Source organism: Helicobacter pullorum, from assembly GCF_900638355.1.
In the GTDB taxonomy this organism is placed as follows: Bacteria; Campylobacterota; Campylobacteria; order Campylobacterales; family Helicobacteraceae; genus Helicobacter_D; species Helicobacter_D pullorum.
The window spans coordinates 498,645-515,097 of record NZ_LR134509.1; the positions used below are offsets into that span (position 1 = coordinate 498,645).

Here is a 16,453-nt window from a genome sequence, read left to right on the forward strand (position 1 = left end):
TTAGAAAGAAACTTGTAAGAAGGGGGCAGTTGTGTTTATTGATAATATCGAGTTTGATTTTACTTCTTTTCCTACCCACTATATCCAAGAAAATAGCATTAGAATTATTCATCACGGAATGGCAAGTCCTGATAGATATATACATAAAATGATAGAAGTTATGGATTATGTGGATGATAGATTTACTTTGGATTTGATGTTGGTATCAACATATTATCAGGATTATTTTAAAACTTTGCAGCAAATGACAAGTAATAGAAAAAACACAAGAATCATCCCTATTGTACCTTTTGAAGAAATTATCCCTTTTACTTCTCAATATGATATAGGTATGTTTTTGGTGCCATTTAGCACTTTTAATCTAAAGATGTGCTTGCCCAACAAATTCTTTGAATTTATCCAAGCAAGATTAGCAATAGCAATAGGACCAAGCCCAGAAATGGCAAAATTAGTCCAACAATATCATCTAGGAATCATATCTAAAGACTTTACTCCAAAATCTATGGCAGAATCTCTTAATAAACTAACTAAAGAAGAAATCTTACAATACAAAGAAAACTCCAATAAAGCAGCAAAGATTCTTAATGCACAAAACGAAGGAGAAAAACTTTTGAAGATTGTTGAGGAAGTTTTAGGGTGAAAAAAATTGTAAGTGTTATTGGTGCAAGACCGCAATTTATAAAAGCTGGGGCTATCAGTAGAAAAATTTTAGAAAATACAGAAATAGAAGAGGTATTAATTCATACGGGGCAGCATTATGATTCTAGAATGAGTGAAGTTTTTTTTAAAGAATTGGAAATCCCTTCTCCAAAGTATAATTTAGGAATCGGCGGCTTTTCTCATGGGGTAATGACGGGGAGAATGATTGAGGGGATTGAAAAGATATTATTAGAAGAAAAACCTAATTTTACATTGGTTTATGGGGATACTGATTCGACTTTGGCGGGCGCATTAGCTAGTGTTAAGTTGCAAATTCCTGTTATTCATATCGAAGCAGGATTGAGAAGTTTTAATATGCAAATGCCAGAAGAGATTAATAGAATATTAACCGATAGAATTTCTAGTTTATTGTTTGCTCCAACTAAAAGAGCAGTGGAGAACCTTCAAAGAGAAGGGTTTGAAAATTTTGATTGTGAGATTGTTTGTAGTGGTGATGTGATGTATGATGTCGCTTTATATTATAAAGATAGAGCTAAAAAGCCCAATATGGTTTTTCCTAAAGAATTTATTCTTTGCACTTTGCATCGTGCTGAAAACACTGAAAATTTACAAAAAATGAAAAATATCTTTGAAGCACTCAATAAAATATCAAGCCAAATTCCAGTGATAATGCCTCTACACCCAAGAACGCAAAATAAGATATTGGTAAATAATATACAAGCAGAAAATATTTATTTTATAGAACCTTTGGGGTATTTAGAAATGGTATGGGCATTGCAAAATTGTGTAATGGTTGCAACAGATAGTGGAGGATTGCAAAAGGAAGCTTATTATTTTAAAAAGCCTTGTATAACATTAAGGGAAGAAACAGAGTGGGTGGAACTTTTGGAAGTAGGTTGTAATTGTTTGGTCGGAGCAGATGTAGAAAAAATATATCAAGCTTTTAAAAAAATGTCCGATATTAATCTAAATTTTGATACTTTATTGTATGGAAATGGTAATGCAAGTCAAAAAATACTAGAGGTTATTGGGGATTTTTAAAATGAAAAAGTTTGGGATTATTGGAATTGCTGGATATATAGCACCACGACACTTAAGGGCGATTAAAGAAACGGGCAATACTCTTGTATGTGGATTGGATCCTTATGATGGAGTTGGAATTATTGATAGCTATTTCCCAGAAGCGGATTTCTTTACAGAATTTGAACGCTTTGATAGACATGTGGATAAGCTAAGAAGAAATGGTCAAGGATTGGATTTTGTAAGCATTTGTTCTCCAAATTATTTGCATGATAGCCATATTCGTTTTGGGCTTAGAAGCAATGCTGATGTAATTTGTGAGAAGCCTTTGGTCCTTAATCCTTGGAATATTGATGCGTTAGAAGATATAGAGAGGGAAAGCGGTAGAAGGGTTTATAATATTTTGCAATTAAGATTGCACCCAAGTATTATGCAGTTAAAAAATCGAGTAGAGGAAGCATTAAGAGTAAATCCTGATAAAATTTTTGAAGTTGATTTGACTTATATTACTTCGCGAGGAAAATGGTATTTTGTTTCTTGGAAAGGAGATATAGCTAAAAGCGGAGGGGTTGCAACTAATATTGGGATACATTTTTTTGATATGTTGCTTTGGGTTTTTGGTGGAGTTAAAACAAGCAAGGTAAATTTATTAGACGCACAGAGTGCAAGTGGTATTTTGGAATTGCAAAATGCGAGAGTTCGTTGGTTTTTGTCAGTAGATTCTGAAACTTTGCCAAAAGAAGTGAGAATGCAGGGTAAGAGGACTTATCGATTGATTAAGCTCGATAGTGAGGCGGTTGAATTTAGTGAGGGTTTTACGGATTTGCACACAGAAAGCTATAATAAGATTTTGGGAGGAAAAGGTTTTGGACTCAAAGAAGCAAGAGATTCTATTGAGCTTGTTCATCAAATTCGCAATGCAGAAGTAATTGGCTTAAAAGGTGATTATCATTTATTTTGCAAGAAGGAGAAGTTATGATGCAAAAAATAAAAATAGGAATCATTACTTATGATATTCCACATCTAAAAACTGAACAACTTTTGTGTAATTTAATTTGTATGGGGGGGGGGGGGGAATTTAATTATTTATGCACTTCCCTTTATTGAGAGAGAGGAAAGGGTAGTGTTGTTTCCTCATCGCCCTTATTCCAAAAAGTCTGTTTCTGCAGAATCTATTGCTATAAGACATAGAATACCTTATAGGCGTTGTCTTAGTGATATGGAAATTGATGGAGAGTGTGATGTGTATTTAGTGGCAGGAAGTAATATTTTGTCTAAAAAGTGTGTAGAGAGTAAGAGGATTATTAATGCCCATCCTGGTATTATACCTATGGTTCGTGGTTTAGATTCATTTAAGTGGGCAATATATGAAGACAAACCATTGGGGGTTACTTTGCACTATCTTAGTGAAGAGACGGATAAAGGGGAAATTATTTCAATAATGCAAACATTTATTTATGAGGGAGACACAATAGAGACATTGGCAAGAAGGCATTATGAGAATGAGATTTATATGTTGTCAAATTTCCTTTTCTATCTTGAGAATCCTACTAATTATTTTGTGGGTATTCAAGAGTGTGAAAGTAAAAGGCGGATGGGTATTGTTATAGAAAGAGAAATGTTAAATAAAGTTCCATTATATGTACAGAGGTGGAAGGTATAAATGAGTAATTATTTCGCACATAAAACTGCAATTATTGATGAAAATGTTAAAATCGGTAAGAATTGTAAGATTTGGCATTTTAGTCATATTTTGAGTGGGAGTGTGATTGGAGAGAATTGTTCTTTTGGGCAAAATTGTGTGATTGGACCTAATATTCAAATGGGTAAAAATTGTAAAGTGCAAAATAATGTTAGCATTTATGAAGGTGTAATTTGTGAAGAGGATGTATTTTTGGGTCCTTCTATGGTTTTTACAAATGTGATAAATCCACGAGCTTTTATTAATCGTAGAGAAGAGTTTAAAGTAACATTGCTTAAAAAGGGCTGTTCTATTGGTGCAAATGCAACAATTGTTTGTGGGATTACAATTGGGGAGTATGCTTTTGTTGGAGCTGGAAGTGTAATTACTAAAGATGTCCCATCTTTTGCTTTGGTTGTGGGGAATCCTGCTAGACAAATAGGTTGGATTGATAAAGGGGGATTGAGAATGCAATTTAATGAGAATGGTATAGCAAAAGATAGTTATGATGGAGAAGAGTATTGCTTAAAAGATGGTGCGATAGAGGTTATAAGGAGGAATTTGTGAATAAAATCGATTTTGCAAATTTAAAAAAAGCCCATATTGCCCATAAAAAAGAAATTGAGGAAGCCATTTTAAGGGTTGTAAGGAATGCAAATTATATTATGGGAGAGGAAGTAGAGAGATTAGAAGAGGAGTTGGTAGAATTCATAGGAGGAGGCTACGCTATTACTTGTTCTAGCGGTAGTGATGCTTTGCTCTTGGCGCTTATGGCTTTGGATATTAATCAAGGCGATGAGGTTATTACAACTCCATTTACTTTTATTGCAACTGCAGAAATGATTGCACTTTTGGGGGCAAAACCTATTTTTGTTGATATTTCTTTGGAGGATTATAATTTGGATTTTAATTTAATAGAATCCAAAATTACCCCAAAAACAAAAGCAATTCTTGCAGTAAGCCTCTATGGGCAACCCCCAAATTTAAGGAAATTAGAAGAAATAGCAAAAAAGTATAATGTTAGATTGATTTTAGATGGAGCGCAAAGCTTTGGTGCAGAGTTTATGAAAAGAAAAGATTCCTTGTATGGTGATATAACAACAACGAGTTTTTTCCCAGCAAAGCCTTTGGGGTGTTATGGTGATGGTGGAGCGGTTTTTACTAAGGATAAGTGTTTGGCAGATAGGGTTGCTAGTCTGCGAATCCATGGACAAAAACAGCGATACATTCATCAATATATTGGAATTGGTGGGAGGTTAGATAGTATTCAAGCAGCCATTTTGAGGGTAAAGTTGCGGTATTTTAAGGGGGATATTTTTTTGAGACAAAAAGTAGCTTTGGGCTATCAAGAGGGCATTAAAAGTGTTGATGCAATATTGCCTAAGGTATTAGAATATCGAACTTCTACTTTTGCACAATATACGATAAGGGTGAAGAATCGCGAAGCATTGCGAGAAAAATTGAAAGCAGAGGGGATTCCAACAGCGGTGCATTACCCATTGTGTTTGCATTTGCAAGAATGTTTTGCTTTTCTTGGGCATAGTTGTGGGGATTTTCCAAATGCAGAATTAGCGAGTAAAGAGGTATTGAGTTTGCCGATGAATCCGTATTTAGAAGATGGGGAGATTGAGTATATTTGCAAGAAGATTAACGAAAGGGTAGAATGAAAAAGGTATTGATTTATGGATTTGGTTGGACTGGACAAAGTATGTTGCAGTTATGTGTTAAGATAGGATTTGAATGTAAGGTGTTGGATGATAATATAAATCTTGATTTTACTCAAGATGATATTTTTATTGATCAAAAAGGAATCACTGAAAATTTTGATATTTATTTTGTATGCATTATAAATAAAGAAAGTGCTAAAGAAGCATATAATAAGCTAAAAGATGCAGGTATTCCTAAAGTGAAAATTAAATTTATTAGTACATATGACTACAAAAACAAAATGGCATTTTTAGTTAGAGAATATTTCAAAGAGCCTAGTCAAGTGCTAAAAAAATGGTTGGAAGATGATCAAAGCATGACATATTTTCATTCTCAAATGAAAGCAATGTTAAATGAGTATTATCAAATCAAAAAAAGCAATGCTGATAGTTTGTTGGAATGGAGCAATAAAATAAGATCCACCATGATAGGACAAACTATTTTTGCTAAACTTTATACGAGTGCTTTAATTAAAAGCGATCTTGCACATATAGCATATCCCGGTTTTAATATTGGAATTTCTTTTGAAAAAAAGGAAGATAAGAACTTTTATTTTGTTCAAAAAATTGATTTTGAAGCAATTATGCAACGCCCTAAAGATGTCAAATTGGTAGCATGTTTTGGTAATAGTGCATTGAGGGTAGAATATTTGCCATTAGAGGATACCATAACAGCATTTTTGCAGAAAAAACTCGGCAAAAAATACATTGTGCTTAATTTTGGGGTAACAGGTTATACAATTTATGAGCAAATGATGCTTTATAATGCATTGGTTTTTCCATTAAAGCCAGAAATTGTAATTTCTTGTTTTGGGGGAACAGATTGGCGAACGGGAATAGTCTCATGCGAACATTTGGTGAAAACACATAAAATGACATACACACCGGGTTTTTATGAATATGCCTATAAGAAGGTAACCAAAAGCGAGCTACCACTTTATAGTGAAATTGGCAATGATCGTAAGGCTATTAATAATAAGATTCTTGATGATGATGTTAATGAAGCTATAGCTTGTAGGTTGAGGCAATTTAATTTAGTAACTAGTGGGGGGGGGGGGGCATTTTATGCCTTTATACAACCCCTATTGCCGTGTAAGTTAAAATGGACTAAAGAAGAGAAAGAAATGAGGGATAAAGAGAGAAAGTTATTAGAGCATACATTGGCTTATCAAAATGAAATCATTGATAATAGGATATTAAAGTATATTGCTGGGTTAAAGGATAAAATACGAGATTGTGATTTTGTTTTTGATTTAAATGAAATATTCCATAAAAGTGAAGAATCTATTTTTACAAATCATTGGATACATTGTAATGCAAAAGGTAATGAAATGGTTGCAGAAAAAATATTTGAAGTTTTGAAGCAAAAGGGAAACGTAGGATAAATGTGTAGCATTTGTGGGGGGAATTATCCGTTAGAATTGGTTAGGAAGGCTTCACAAACAATGGTGCATAGAGGTCCTGATTTTAGTGGAGAATTTAGTGATGGGGTGGTTGCTTTAGCCCATAATCGCCTAAGTATTATTGATTTGGATAGTGAGGCTAATCAGCCCTTTACTTCGCCTTTTTGTCCGCATTTAGTATTGGTGTTTAATGGTGAGATTTATAATTACTTAGAAATTAAACAGGAATTAACTAAGCTTGGAATTCCCTTTTTTACGCAAAGTGATACGGAAGTTTTGTTGCACGCATTTGCATATCTTGGAGAAAAATGTCTTGAAAAATTCAATGGAGATTTTGCATTTTGTATTTTGGATAAACGCGATAGTAGCCTGTTTCTAGCACGAGATAGATTGGGAAATAAGCCACTTTTTTATTATTTAGAAAATGAAAAATTCTTTTTTGCTTCCGAAATTAAGGCGCTATTGCAGATTAAAAGTTTTGAATTTGATTTGCAGGAGGTTTCTAAATGGCTTTTGTTTGGGAATGGAGGAGAGAATAAAACGATTTATAAGGGGATATTGAATTTTCCGCCTGCACATTTTGCGAGGTTTGCTAATGGGGATTTGCAGATAAAAAAATATTGGGAATGTGTGCCTTGTGTAGATTTAAATTTGGGGCAAGATGAGGCATTGGAGAGATTAGAAGAGATTTTAGGTGATGCTGTGCGGATTAGATTGCGTTCTGATGTGGCTGTGGCACTTTCTGTTTCTGGGGGAGTGGATAGTTCGATTTTGGCACATTTAGCAAATAAAATGGGAGCAAAATGCCATTATTTTGGCGTGAATTTTAAAGAATCAAATCAAGATGAAACAAAGCATATCAAGCAACTTCAAAGCGATTTGGGTGTAGAGATTAATTATATTGCCCCTACTTTGGAGAATATAAAAGATGATTTTTTGAATCTTGTGCAAACACAAGATGAGATTTTTCGTAGCTTTTCAATTTATTCTCAATATTTGCTTTTTAAAAGTATCGCACCTTTTTGTAAGGTTGTCTTAGGGGGGCAAGGGGCTGATGAGCTTTTTGGGGGGTATTATCATCACATAGGGCGATATATTTTTTCAAATCCCATAGAATTTGAAAATCGCATTAAACTTTATGGTAATGAAGCATTGAGGGAATATCAATTTGGCTTAAAATGCTCTTTGAGAGATTCTTTAAAAATGCAGTTATTTTTTGAAGATAATCAAGGTGGAATTGAGAAATTGAAGAAAATGGGTTTTTTGATTCCTTCTATGGAGAATCTTTTGGAAAGATTTTTGCTTGACTTTAATCAAGGGCTGTGGCTAGATACTTTTAGATACAATCTTCCTAATCTTTTGCGTTATGAAGATAGGAATGCCATGGCTTTTGGTATTGAAAATCGCACGCCTTTTACAGATTATCGTGTCGTGGAGTTTGCTTTTAATCTTGATTCTAATTTGAAATTTGCTAGGGGGTATAGTAAATATATTTTAAGGCTTTTGTTGGAAAAAATGGGAAGTAAAGAGCTTGCTTGGAGAAAAGATAAAGTAGGTTTTAGTGCCCCAGAGGTGCAACTAATGCAAACTTTAGGGTATAATTATGAAAGTCTTTTTGATATTCGAATGATGGTTTTTGAAGGGCTAAGGGGAAGAATATGATATGGATTGATGTAGCAACTCCAAAGTATGCGATGTTTTTTGCAAGTATGATTGGGGATTTGCAAAAAAGAGGGCATCAAGTGCTTGTTACGACGCGTTATGCACCAAATTATACAGAAGCAAAAGAGATTTTAGAGCTTCATAAAATTCCTCATATTGTGCTTGGGGAATATGGTGGGGCAACGCTTTTGGAAAAATTTGAAGCAAGAATCTTTAGGCAAAAAGAAATTTTGGATTTATTTAAAGCAAGAGGTGTGCCAAAGGTTTTGATTTGCGGAGCGGTAGTTGATAGCGTGCAAGTGGCATATGGGATTGGGATTCCTGTGGTGAATATTTATGATACTCCTGCTTTTACAAAACCTAGAGATGAGGAATGCCCAAAAGAATTAACAGCTGTTGCTAGATTGACATTGCCTTTTTCTAAAATCTTTTTTTATCCCTTTATTTTTCCTAAAGAGCTTATATTGCGTTTTGCACTTGATGATAATCAAATTCAATCTTATCCTTTTATTGATGTGGCTTTGTGGATTAATAAGATTCAAAAAGATTCTAAAAATGACTTTAGAATCCGCTATGGGCTAGATATAAAAAAACCTACAATTTTAATTAGAGAAGAAGAATACAAGGCGCATTATGTCAAAGAAAAGATTCCAACTATTTATGAAGTGATACCATTATTAAAAGAAGAAATGGATGCTAATTTGGTGATTATGCCCCGTTATGAGAAAGAGAGATTAAAAAGGGATTTTGGAGGGATTGCGACAATTTTAGAAGAGAAGTTAAAACCAGAGGAATTTTATCCTTTTATTGATTTGTTTATTGGCGGTGGCGGGACGATGAATCTTGAAGCAGTTTGCTATGGGATTCCTACGATTTCTACACGCTCTATTTGGCTGGTGCATGATCAATATTTGATTAAGAATAAATTAATGTTTTGGAGTCAAGATTGTAAAGAAATCATAGAGATTGCAAAGGTTATGCTTGGCAAAAGGGTAGATTCTAGGAGTTATTTTGTGCAGGGAGAATGTAGCTTTGATGTTATGATTGAGAGGATTGAAAGGGAGATTTTATGTTAGGAGTAGCACTTCTTGGGTGTGGAAGAATCGCAGTGCGACACGCAGAGCTTTTGAGCAAGGGAGAGATAGAGGGAGCTAAGTTAATCTGTGTATGTGATATTGATGAAACGCGTGCTAGAAAATTTGGAGAAAAATACAAAGTGCCTTATTTTGTAGATTTGGAATCTATGATGCAAGAATGTGGTGAAAAGATTGAAATTGTTTCAATTTTGACGCCAAGTGGATTGCATGCAAAAAATACTTTAGAAGTTGCCCCTTATAAAAAACATATTGTTGTTGAAAAGCCTATGGCATTGACTTTGGAAGATGCAGATAAGATGATTGAAGCTTGTGATAGAAATGGAGTAAGGCTGTTTGTGGTCAAACAAAATCGCTATAATTTGCCAGTGCAGAAATTACGAGAAGCTTTGGAATCTGGGAGGTTTGGTAAGCTTGTAATGGGAAGTGTGCGTGTTCGATGGTGTAGGGATAACGCATATTATAAGCAAGATTCTTGGCGTGGAACTTGGGCGATGGATGGAGGCGTTTTTACTAATCAAGCTAGCCATCACATTGATTTACTAGAATGGATGATGGGTGATGTGGAGAGCGTATTTGCAAAATCAAGAACAGCTTTAAGTGATATTGAGACAGAGGATACGGGTGTGGCAGTTTTGAAATTTAAAAATGGAGCTTTAGGGGTAATTGAAGCAACTACTGCAACGCGTCCAAGGGATTTGGAGGGGAGTATTTCTATTTTGGGTGAGTTTGGAAGTGTGGAGATTGGCGGATTTGCAGTCAATGAAATCAAGACTTGGAATTTTCAAAATACTTTAGAGAGTGATAAAGAAGTGGTGGAGAAATATTCAACGAATCCTCCGAATGTTTATGGATTTGGACACAAAGAATATTACTTGCATGTGATTGATTCTATTCTTCACAATAAAAAAGCATTGGTTGATGGATTAGAAGGTAGAAAGAGTTTGGAATTGATTGTTGCAATGTATGAATCCATTGAAACAGGCAAGGAAGTGTTTTTGAGATTCCAGCCCAAACGATGTAAATTGGGGCATTTATGAAAAAAGTTGTTTTTTTGGGTGCTAAAAAAATCGGTTTAAAATGTTTAGAGGAAATGTTTGCTAGACAAAGGGAATTGGATTTTGAAATTGTTGCGGTAGGGACTTCGCAAAGGGGATTAGAAATACAAGAGTTTTGCAAGAAGCATTTGATTAAAGAAATTCAAAGTTTGGACGATTTATTTGAGTTGGAGTTTGATTTGCTCTTTAGTGTTCAATACCATTTAATTCTCACTCAAGCACATATTGATTGTGCAAGAGAAATGGCGTTTAATTTGCATTTGGCACCACTTCCAGAATATCGTGGGTGTAATCAATTTAGTTTTGCAATACTAAATGAAGATAGTGAATTTGGTGTAACATTGCATAAAATGGATAGCGGAATAGATAGTGGAGATATTGTGTTTGAGAGGCGTTTTGTGGTACCTAAAAATTGTTTTGTGGATGAATTGGTAGAATTGGCTAACCAAAAGGGATTGGAGTTGTTTAGAGAAAAACTATCAAAACTGATAAATGGGGATTATTTGTTGAAGCCACAAGATGAGTGTGAGGCTATTAGGAGAGAATTTCATTACCGCAATGAGATTGAAAGTCTTAAGTGTGTTGATTTATATGGGGGGGGGGGGCGTTAATTGAAAAAATTATCCGTGCGACATCAATGCCGGGATTTGAGCCGCCCTATTGCATCATTGGGGGGAGGAAATTTTACTTTGTTTCAAAGTCAAATTCGTGAAGTGAAAATGGGAGCTAATGTGAAAATTGTAGAGCCTTGCAATCTCTATGAATGTGAGCTTGGAGATGAGGTATTTGTAGGACCATTTGTGGAGATTCAAAAAGGTGTGAAAATAGGGGCAAAATCAAGAATTCAAAGCCATACTTTTGTTTGTGAATTGGTAAGCATTGGTGAATCTTGCTTCATTGGGCATGGGGTAATGTTTATTAATGACTTATTTGAAAATGGCGGACCTGCTAGAGATTCTGCTTTGTGGAGAGAAACTAAGATTGGCAATAATGTGAGTATAGGAAGTAATGCTACAATTTTGCCAGTAAGTATTTGTGATGGTGTGGTGATTGGTGCTGGGAGTGTAGTTACAAAAGATATTACCAAAAAAGGCATATATGCTGGGAATCCTGCAAGGCTGATAAGGGAGATTAATGATAGATAAGATTGTTGAGACAATAGAACAAAGACGAAATGAGCTAAAAACACAATCACAAATGGTGGAAGTTATTGATTTTGGAGCAGGGAATCCAAGTGATAAGCGGAGCAAGAAGCAAATGGAAATGGGAGTTAAAGTAGAAATTCCACTCCGTGATTTAGCAAAAATTGGTGTAAAAAAAGAAAAAGCGGAATGTATTTATACGATTTTTTCTTCTTTGGTGCCTAAAACAATCCTAGAGCTTGGAACTTGCTGTGGATTTTCAAGTAGTTATATGAGTTTTTTTGCTCCTAATTCAAAGATTTATACCATTGAAGGGAGTCCTAATATTGCAGAGATTGCTAAAGAAAATCATCGTTTTTTTGGATTATCTAATGTTTCTGTGTTTGTAGGTAGATTTGATATTGTCTTACCAAAGCTTTTAGAAGAGATTTCTCCTATCGATTTTGCTTTTATTGATGGACATCATGATAGAGAGGCAACTTTAAGCTATTTTAAGCAGATTCTGCCCTTTATGGCTAAAGGTGGAGTTATGCTATTTGATGATATTGCTTGGAGCGAGGGTATGAGAGAAGCTTGGAGGGAAATTGTGGATTTTGGTGTTTATAAGAAAATACAAGAGGTTGGAGAAGAGCCTTGGAAAATGGGCGTGTTATGGCTGTGAAATTTTTGGATTTGCAAAAGCAATATTTGAGCATCAAAGAAGAAGTAGATAAGGCGATTTTTGGGGTAATAGAAAAAAGTGCTTTTATTGGAGGAGAAGAGGTTAAGGCTTTTGAGGAGGAGTTTTCGAGGTTTGCTGGCAATGGGGTTGGCACACTTGGGGTGGCTAATGGGAGTGATGCACTAGAGATTGCCCTAGAGGCTTTGGAATTGCCCAAAGGAAGTGAGGTGTTAGTGCCGGCAAATACTTTTGCAGCAAGTGCAGAAGCAGTGATTAGGAATGGACTAAAGATAGTTTTTGTGGATTGTGGGGAAGATTATACGCTTGATATTGCGGATTTGCAATCTAAGATTACGCCACAAAGTAGTGCGATTATGGTGGTGCATTTGTATGGACAGCCTGCCAAAATGAAGGAGATTTTGGAGCTGGCAGAGCAATATTCTTTAAAAGTGATAGAGGATTGTGCGCAAGCCCATGGGGCAGAGTATGAGGGGAGAAAGGTTGGTAGTTTTGGGGATATTGCTGCTTTTAGTTTTTATCCGGGCAAGAATCTTGGAGCTTATGGTGATGGAGGTGCAATTGTAAGTAGAGATTTGACTTTGCTTAAAAAGTGTGAGTGCATCGCACATCATGGGGGGCTTAGGAAATATGAACATAGGATTGTTGGGAGGAATTCTAGGCTTGATGGGATTCAAGCGGCGGTTTTGAGAGTGAAATTAAGGCATTTGAATGCTTGGAATCAAAGGCGTAGAGAAGTTGCAAAGCAATATTTGGAGGGATTAAAAGGGATTGTGGAGTTGCCAGAGGTTAGGCAAGAGTGTAAATGTGTGTGGCATTTGTTTGTGATTCGCACTAAAAATCGTAATGATTTAATGCAGAAATTAAAGGAAAAAGGAATAGAAGTAGGATTGCATTATCCTATCTGCCTACCAAATACAGAAGCCTTTTCTAATAAGCCTTATGTGGTAGAATCCAAAACATCTAATGCAAAGGCTTGGGAAAGTGAGATTCTCTCTCTGCCTATGGGAGAACATTTGAGTGATGAGGAAGTAAAGGAAGTGATAAAGGTAGTCAATGAAGCAATATATTAAAAATGGCAAAGGGCTTGTGATATGGGTTTGCGGTTTAGCAGGAAGTGGAAAAAGTACAATTGGATTTAGTTTGTATGAAGCATTGAAAGAAAAAAATCCAAATATTGTGTATCTTGATGGGGATGAGCTAAGGGATTTACTGGGGCATTATGATTATGATAAACAAGGGCGTATTGAAGTGGCGTTGAAGCGTTCTAAGTTTGCTCATTTTTTGAGTGAACAGGGGCTGATTGTGGTGGTTACAACAATTTCAATGTTTGAAGAAGTTTATATCTACAATAGGAAAACTTTAGAAAATTATTTGGAAGTTTATATTAAATGTGATTTAGATGAGTTAAAGAGGCGTAATCAAAAAGGGCTATATAGTGGTGCTTTAGAGGGCAAAATAAAAAATGTGGTAGGTATAGATATTGCTTTTGATGAGCCTAGGGCAGAAATCGTGGTTGATAATAATTTGCAAAATAATTTAAAACAAAAAGTAGAGAATATTTTATCGCTTTTGGGATGATATTTATGTTTAAGAAGAAGTTGTGAAAAGTTTTAGGGAGTTTGATATAATGCTAGGTTTATTTGAGATTGGAGTGTAATGATGATAAGAAATGCAAATTCGGCAATTGAGAGAGTGCGTAATCAATTTTCTTATAAACTTGGGCAAGCTATGATTGCTTCCTCTAAAGCAGCGGAGGGGGGGGGGGGTATTATCCCTCATAATCTCTTTATATAAAATTAAGAAAAATCATACAAAAAATCATAAAATCTACCAACAAACCATTTAAATTTTTCCACAACTTAAATATCCAAAATTAGATGCTTGTAAAGACTATAATGAAAGCTTAAAATATAAATTGCGCCTTTCTTATTTGTTGGGTAACGCATTGATTGAGGCTGATAAAAATTGGCATAAGGGAGGATATTTAAAACTTTTAAGCAAGATAGAAAAAGCTAAGGCAAGACATAGGGCTATCCAAGAGGTTGTTAGGATTATCCCTAAAGAGAAACAAGAGATAATTTATTGTATTGAGTTAGAGAATCGTGTACAGATTAATTGCGAAAAGATAAATCGTATTTTTCAAGCACATAAAGATTATCAGCCTATAATTGATAATATTTTGCATAATTTTAGTTATTTTTTAGAGAATTTTAGTGAGATAGAAAGCTGGTTGTTATCCAGTGAATTTCATAAGAGGTATAAAAAAGAAAAACATCCTTATCCTTCGCTTATTAATCCAAAAATGGCGGATTATAAAAATATTTCTGCGCAATTAGCTTGGGAGATGAATCTGCCATTGCCGGAGAATTATAAGTTTATATATCTATTTTCCCACGGGGTTGGAGCATTACATTATTCTTATTTTGTTGGGCTTGTTGTGTTAAGAATTGTTAGAGATTTTGCGATGCCTCCAAAATCTGTTGTTGTAGATATTTATAAAATTTTTTATAAAGTTATGAGTAAAAATTTAAATATTGATTATTTTATTGATTTTAGCGATTCTGGAGTTTATAATGAAGATAAAAATTATGAGAATAGAATCAAATTCTTTTCTATGTTAGATCAAACAAAGCCACTTTTATATCATGTGAGAGATCCTTTGTTGCTTATCCGACATTTGGTGGTAAGGAGAGGGCGATGGCATAGAAGTGTAATGATTAAAAAGCAAAGCTTTACTTTACAGGATAGTTTTGATGATGTGTTTGTGGAGAGAGATAAGAGCCATATTAATCAAAAAGTTTGGATTGGATTTTTTCCTATCCTTTTTGTGGTAAGGGGTTATAAAGAGCTATTAGAAATGTATCCAGCAAATCAAATTCAAATTTTAGATACTCAAGATTTACATAAAGCGGATATAGAAGAAAAAATGGTTGGCTTTTTGCAAAAATCAAAATGTAAAATCCCAAAAGAGAGTTATCATAGCACATTAAGTGGTAATGCTTTTAAGGGTGAGGCATATTTATGGTTGCCATTAAAATTAAGCGTTGAAGTTGCAGATGAGCAAAAGATTGAAGTGAATTTTATTAGAAAAATATTTGCAAATCAGCAAGATTTGGTGAGTTTGGCTAGTAAGATAGATTCTTATAAAAGAGATGATGTTTATGATATTTGCATTAAAAGAGATGAAATGAAAATTTTAATGGAAGATAATCAATGTTATTTGAAAGTGTTGGATTATTTGGAAGATTTTGTAGGAAAAATTGAGAGTTTGCTGGATTATATAGAATAGAAGCTAATTATAATTGATGATGTTATGGATCATTTAAGAAATAATACTAAAGATGCAATGCTTTTAAAACAAATTTTAGAGGAAGAGACTATGTTTGTCAAGCGATATCGTCCTGACATTGTGGAATCTTGGGAATATTATCAAGAATTTCTTAAAATCTGTGAAGAGAAGGGGATTTAATGATATAAAAGGTAATAATTTATGGAAACCAAATAATGTTATTTGTTAAAATAATAAGAATAAATAAAAAAAGGAAAATAGATGAAACAAGGTGATTTTACAAAGGTGGCAAAACACTATCATAATCGTCCGGCATATAGTGAAATGTTGTTAGAAAAGTTAGTGAGATGTATTAATGATGAAAATAAAGCAACCAAAGATTTAAAGGTGGTTGAGGTAGGGGCTGGGACAGGAAAGCTAACTAGAATGCTTTGGGATTTTGGAATGCAAGTCTTAGCGGTAGAGCCTAATGATAATATGAGGGAAGAAGGTATTAAATATACACAAAACACAAGAATTAAATGGCAAAAAGGAAGTGGAGAAGCTACAGGAGTAGAATCAAATTTTGCAGATTGGGTGATTATGGCAAGTTCATTTCATTGGACAGATCCCAAAAAATCTTTGCCAGAATTTGCAAGAATCCTAAAAACTGGTATGGGGGGGGGGGGCTATTTTACAGCCATTTGGAACCCTAGAAATATAGTAGAAGGTTCAGTATTTGATGAGATTGAAAAGGAAATTAAGCATATTGTTCCAGAGCTTACTCGTGTGAGCAGTGGAAGTCAAAATGCTAAAAAATGGGAAGATATTCTTATTTCTACAGGGCATTTTAAAGATTGTTTTTTTATGGAATGTGATTATGTAGAGGTGATGGATAAAAATCGTTATATTGGTGCTTGGAAGTCCGTTAATGATATTCAAGCGCAAGCGGGAGAAAAGCGGTGGAATCAAATTTTGTCAATGATAGAAAAGAAAATTGATATCTTTGATAAGATTGAGATTCCTTATAAAATTAGGGCTTGGAGTGTAAGGAAAGCATAAAAAATCCTTCCATTC

At 34.5% G+C, this 16,453-nt stretch carries 18 protein-coding genes and 1 pseudogene; all 19 read left to right on the forward strand.

All coding sequences use genetic code 11. The annotated features are described in order from the left end of the window. Positions 1-31: 31 nt before the first annotated feature. Positions 32-640 (forward strand): glycosyltransferase family protein, encoded by a 609-nt coding sequence (locus tag EL247_RS02565; protein ID WP_126441950.1) that lies wholly within the window; start codon positions 32-34, stop codon positions 638-640. Beyond that, a complete protein-coding gene (wecB, locus tag EL247_RS02570; protein WP_104745874.1) occupies positions 637-1,701 on the forward strand; it encodes a non-hydrolyzing UDP-N-acetylglucosamine 2-epimerase in 1,065 nt (354 codons plus the stop codon). Before EL247_RS02565 ends, wecB begins: the two co-directional genes overlap by 4 nt. Position 1,702: 1 nt before the next feature. Next, positions 1,703-2,659, forward strand: a complete 957-nt coding sequence (locus EL247_RS02575) for a Gfo/Idh/MocA family protein (protein ID WP_104745873.1) — start codon at positions 1,703-1,705, stop codon at positions 2,657-2,659. Then, complete coding sequence (locus tag EL247_RS08695) at positions 2,656-2,787, forward strand: hypothetical protein (protein WP_269470980.1); 132 nt, start codon at positions 2,656-2,658, stop codon at positions 2,785-2,787. Before EL247_RS02575 ends, EL247_RS08695 begins: the two co-directional genes overlap by 4 nt. A gap of 16 nt (positions 2,788-2,803) precedes the next feature. After that, entirely contained in the window at positions 2,804-3,343 is a 540-nt protein-coding gene (locus EL247_RS02580) for a formyltransferase family protein (protein ID WP_126441951.1), read from the forward strand. Further along, positions 3,344-3,928 carry an acyltransferase gene (locus EL247_RS02585; RefSeq protein ID WP_104745871.1) on the forward strand — a complete coding sequence of 195 codons (585 nt, stop codon included), beginning with the start codon at positions 3,344-3,346 and terminating at the stop codon, positions 3,926-3,928. Continuing rightward, on the forward strand, positions 3,925-5,028 hold the full coding sequence (locus tag EL247_RS02590; protein ID WP_104745870.1) for a DegT/DnrJ/EryC1/StrS family aminotransferase: 1,104 nt from the start codon (positions 3,925-3,927) through the stop codon (positions 5,026-5,028). The genes EL247_RS02585 and EL247_RS02590 overlap by 4 nt, the downstream gene beginning before the upstream one ends. Continuing rightward, complete coding sequence (locus tag EL247_RS02595; RefSeq protein WP_104745869.1) at positions 5,025-6,452, forward strand: SGNH/GDSL hydrolase family protein; 1,428 nt, start codon at positions 5,025-5,027, stop codon at positions 6,450-6,452. Before EL247_RS02590 ends, EL247_RS02595 begins: the two co-directional genes overlap by 4 nt. Next, positions 6,453-8,132: an asparagine synthase (glutamine-hydrolyzing) gene (gene asnB, locus EL247_RS02600; protein ID WP_104745868.1), complete on the forward strand. Its 1,680-nt coding sequence runs from the start codon at positions 6,453-6,455 to the stop codon at positions 8,130-8,132. Then, complete coding sequence (locus EL247_RS02605; protein ID WP_060661633.1) at positions 8,129-9,208, forward strand: DUF354 domain-containing protein; 1,080 nt, start codon at positions 8,129-8,131, stop codon at positions 9,206-9,208. Before asnB ends, EL247_RS02605 begins: the two co-directional genes overlap by 4 nt. Then, positions 9,202-10,266: a Gfo/Idh/MocA family protein gene (locus EL247_RS02610; RefSeq protein ID WP_054195528.1), complete on the forward strand. Its 1,065-nt coding sequence runs from the start codon at positions 9,202-9,204 to the stop codon at positions 10,264-10,266. The genes EL247_RS02605 and EL247_RS02610 overlap by 7 nt, the downstream gene beginning before the upstream one ends. Beyond that, the gene (locus tag EL247_RS02615; protein ID WP_232019775.1) at positions 10,263-10,895 is read left to right on the forward strand and encodes a formyltransferase family protein; all 633 of its coding nucleotides are present in this window, start codon (positions 10,263-10,265) and stop codon (positions 10,893-10,895) included. Before EL247_RS02610 ends, EL247_RS02615 begins: the two co-directional genes overlap by 4 nt. 108 nt (positions 10,896-11,003) lie before the next feature. After that, positions 11,004-11,429 (forward strand): acyltransferase, encoded by a 426-nt coding sequence (locus EL247_RS02620; RefSeq protein ID WP_060663142.1) that lies wholly within the window; start codon positions 11,004-11,006, stop codon positions 11,427-11,429. Next, the gene (locus EL247_RS02625; protein ID WP_104745866.1) at positions 11,419-12,087 is read left to right on the forward strand and encodes an O-methyltransferase; all 669 of its coding nucleotides are present in this window, start codon (positions 11,419-11,421) and stop codon (positions 12,085-12,087) included. The genes EL247_RS02620 and EL247_RS02625 overlap by 11 nt, the downstream gene beginning before the upstream one ends. Then, positions 12,078-13,178 carry a DegT/DnrJ/EryC1/StrS family aminotransferase gene (locus EL247_RS02630; RefSeq protein ID WP_104745880.1) on the forward strand — a complete coding sequence of 367 codons (1,101 nt, stop codon included), beginning with the start codon at positions 12,078-12,080 and terminating at the stop codon, positions 13,176-13,178. The genes EL247_RS02625 and EL247_RS02630 overlap by 10 nt, the downstream gene beginning before the upstream one ends. Beyond that, on the forward strand, positions 13,162-13,686 hold the full coding sequence (locus tag EL247_RS02635) for an adenylyl-sulfate kinase (RefSeq protein ID WP_060663140.1): 525 nt from the start codon (positions 13,162-13,164) through the stop codon (positions 13,684-13,686). The genes EL247_RS02630 and EL247_RS02635 overlap by 17 nt, the downstream gene beginning before the upstream one ends. A gap of 78 nt (positions 13,687-13,764) precedes the next feature. Then, positions 13,765-13,902: a sugar transferase gene (locus tag EL247_RS02640; RefSeq protein ID WP_232019776.1), complete on the forward strand. Its 138-nt coding sequence runs from the start codon at positions 13,765-13,767 to the stop codon at positions 13,900-13,902. Positions 13,903-14,452: 550 nt separating this feature from the next. After that, positions 14,453-15,577 (forward strand): annotated as a pseudogene (locus EL247_RS08760) (DUF2972 domain-containing protein). Between the two features lie 81 nt (positions 15,578-15,658). Further along, the gene (locus EL247_RS02655; RefSeq protein ID WP_104745863.1) at positions 15,659-16,438 is read left to right on the forward strand and encodes a class I SAM-dependent methyltransferase; all 780 of its coding nucleotides are present in this window, start codon (positions 15,659-15,661) and stop codon (positions 16,436-16,438) included. Positions 16,439-16,453: the final 15 nt, after the last annotated feature.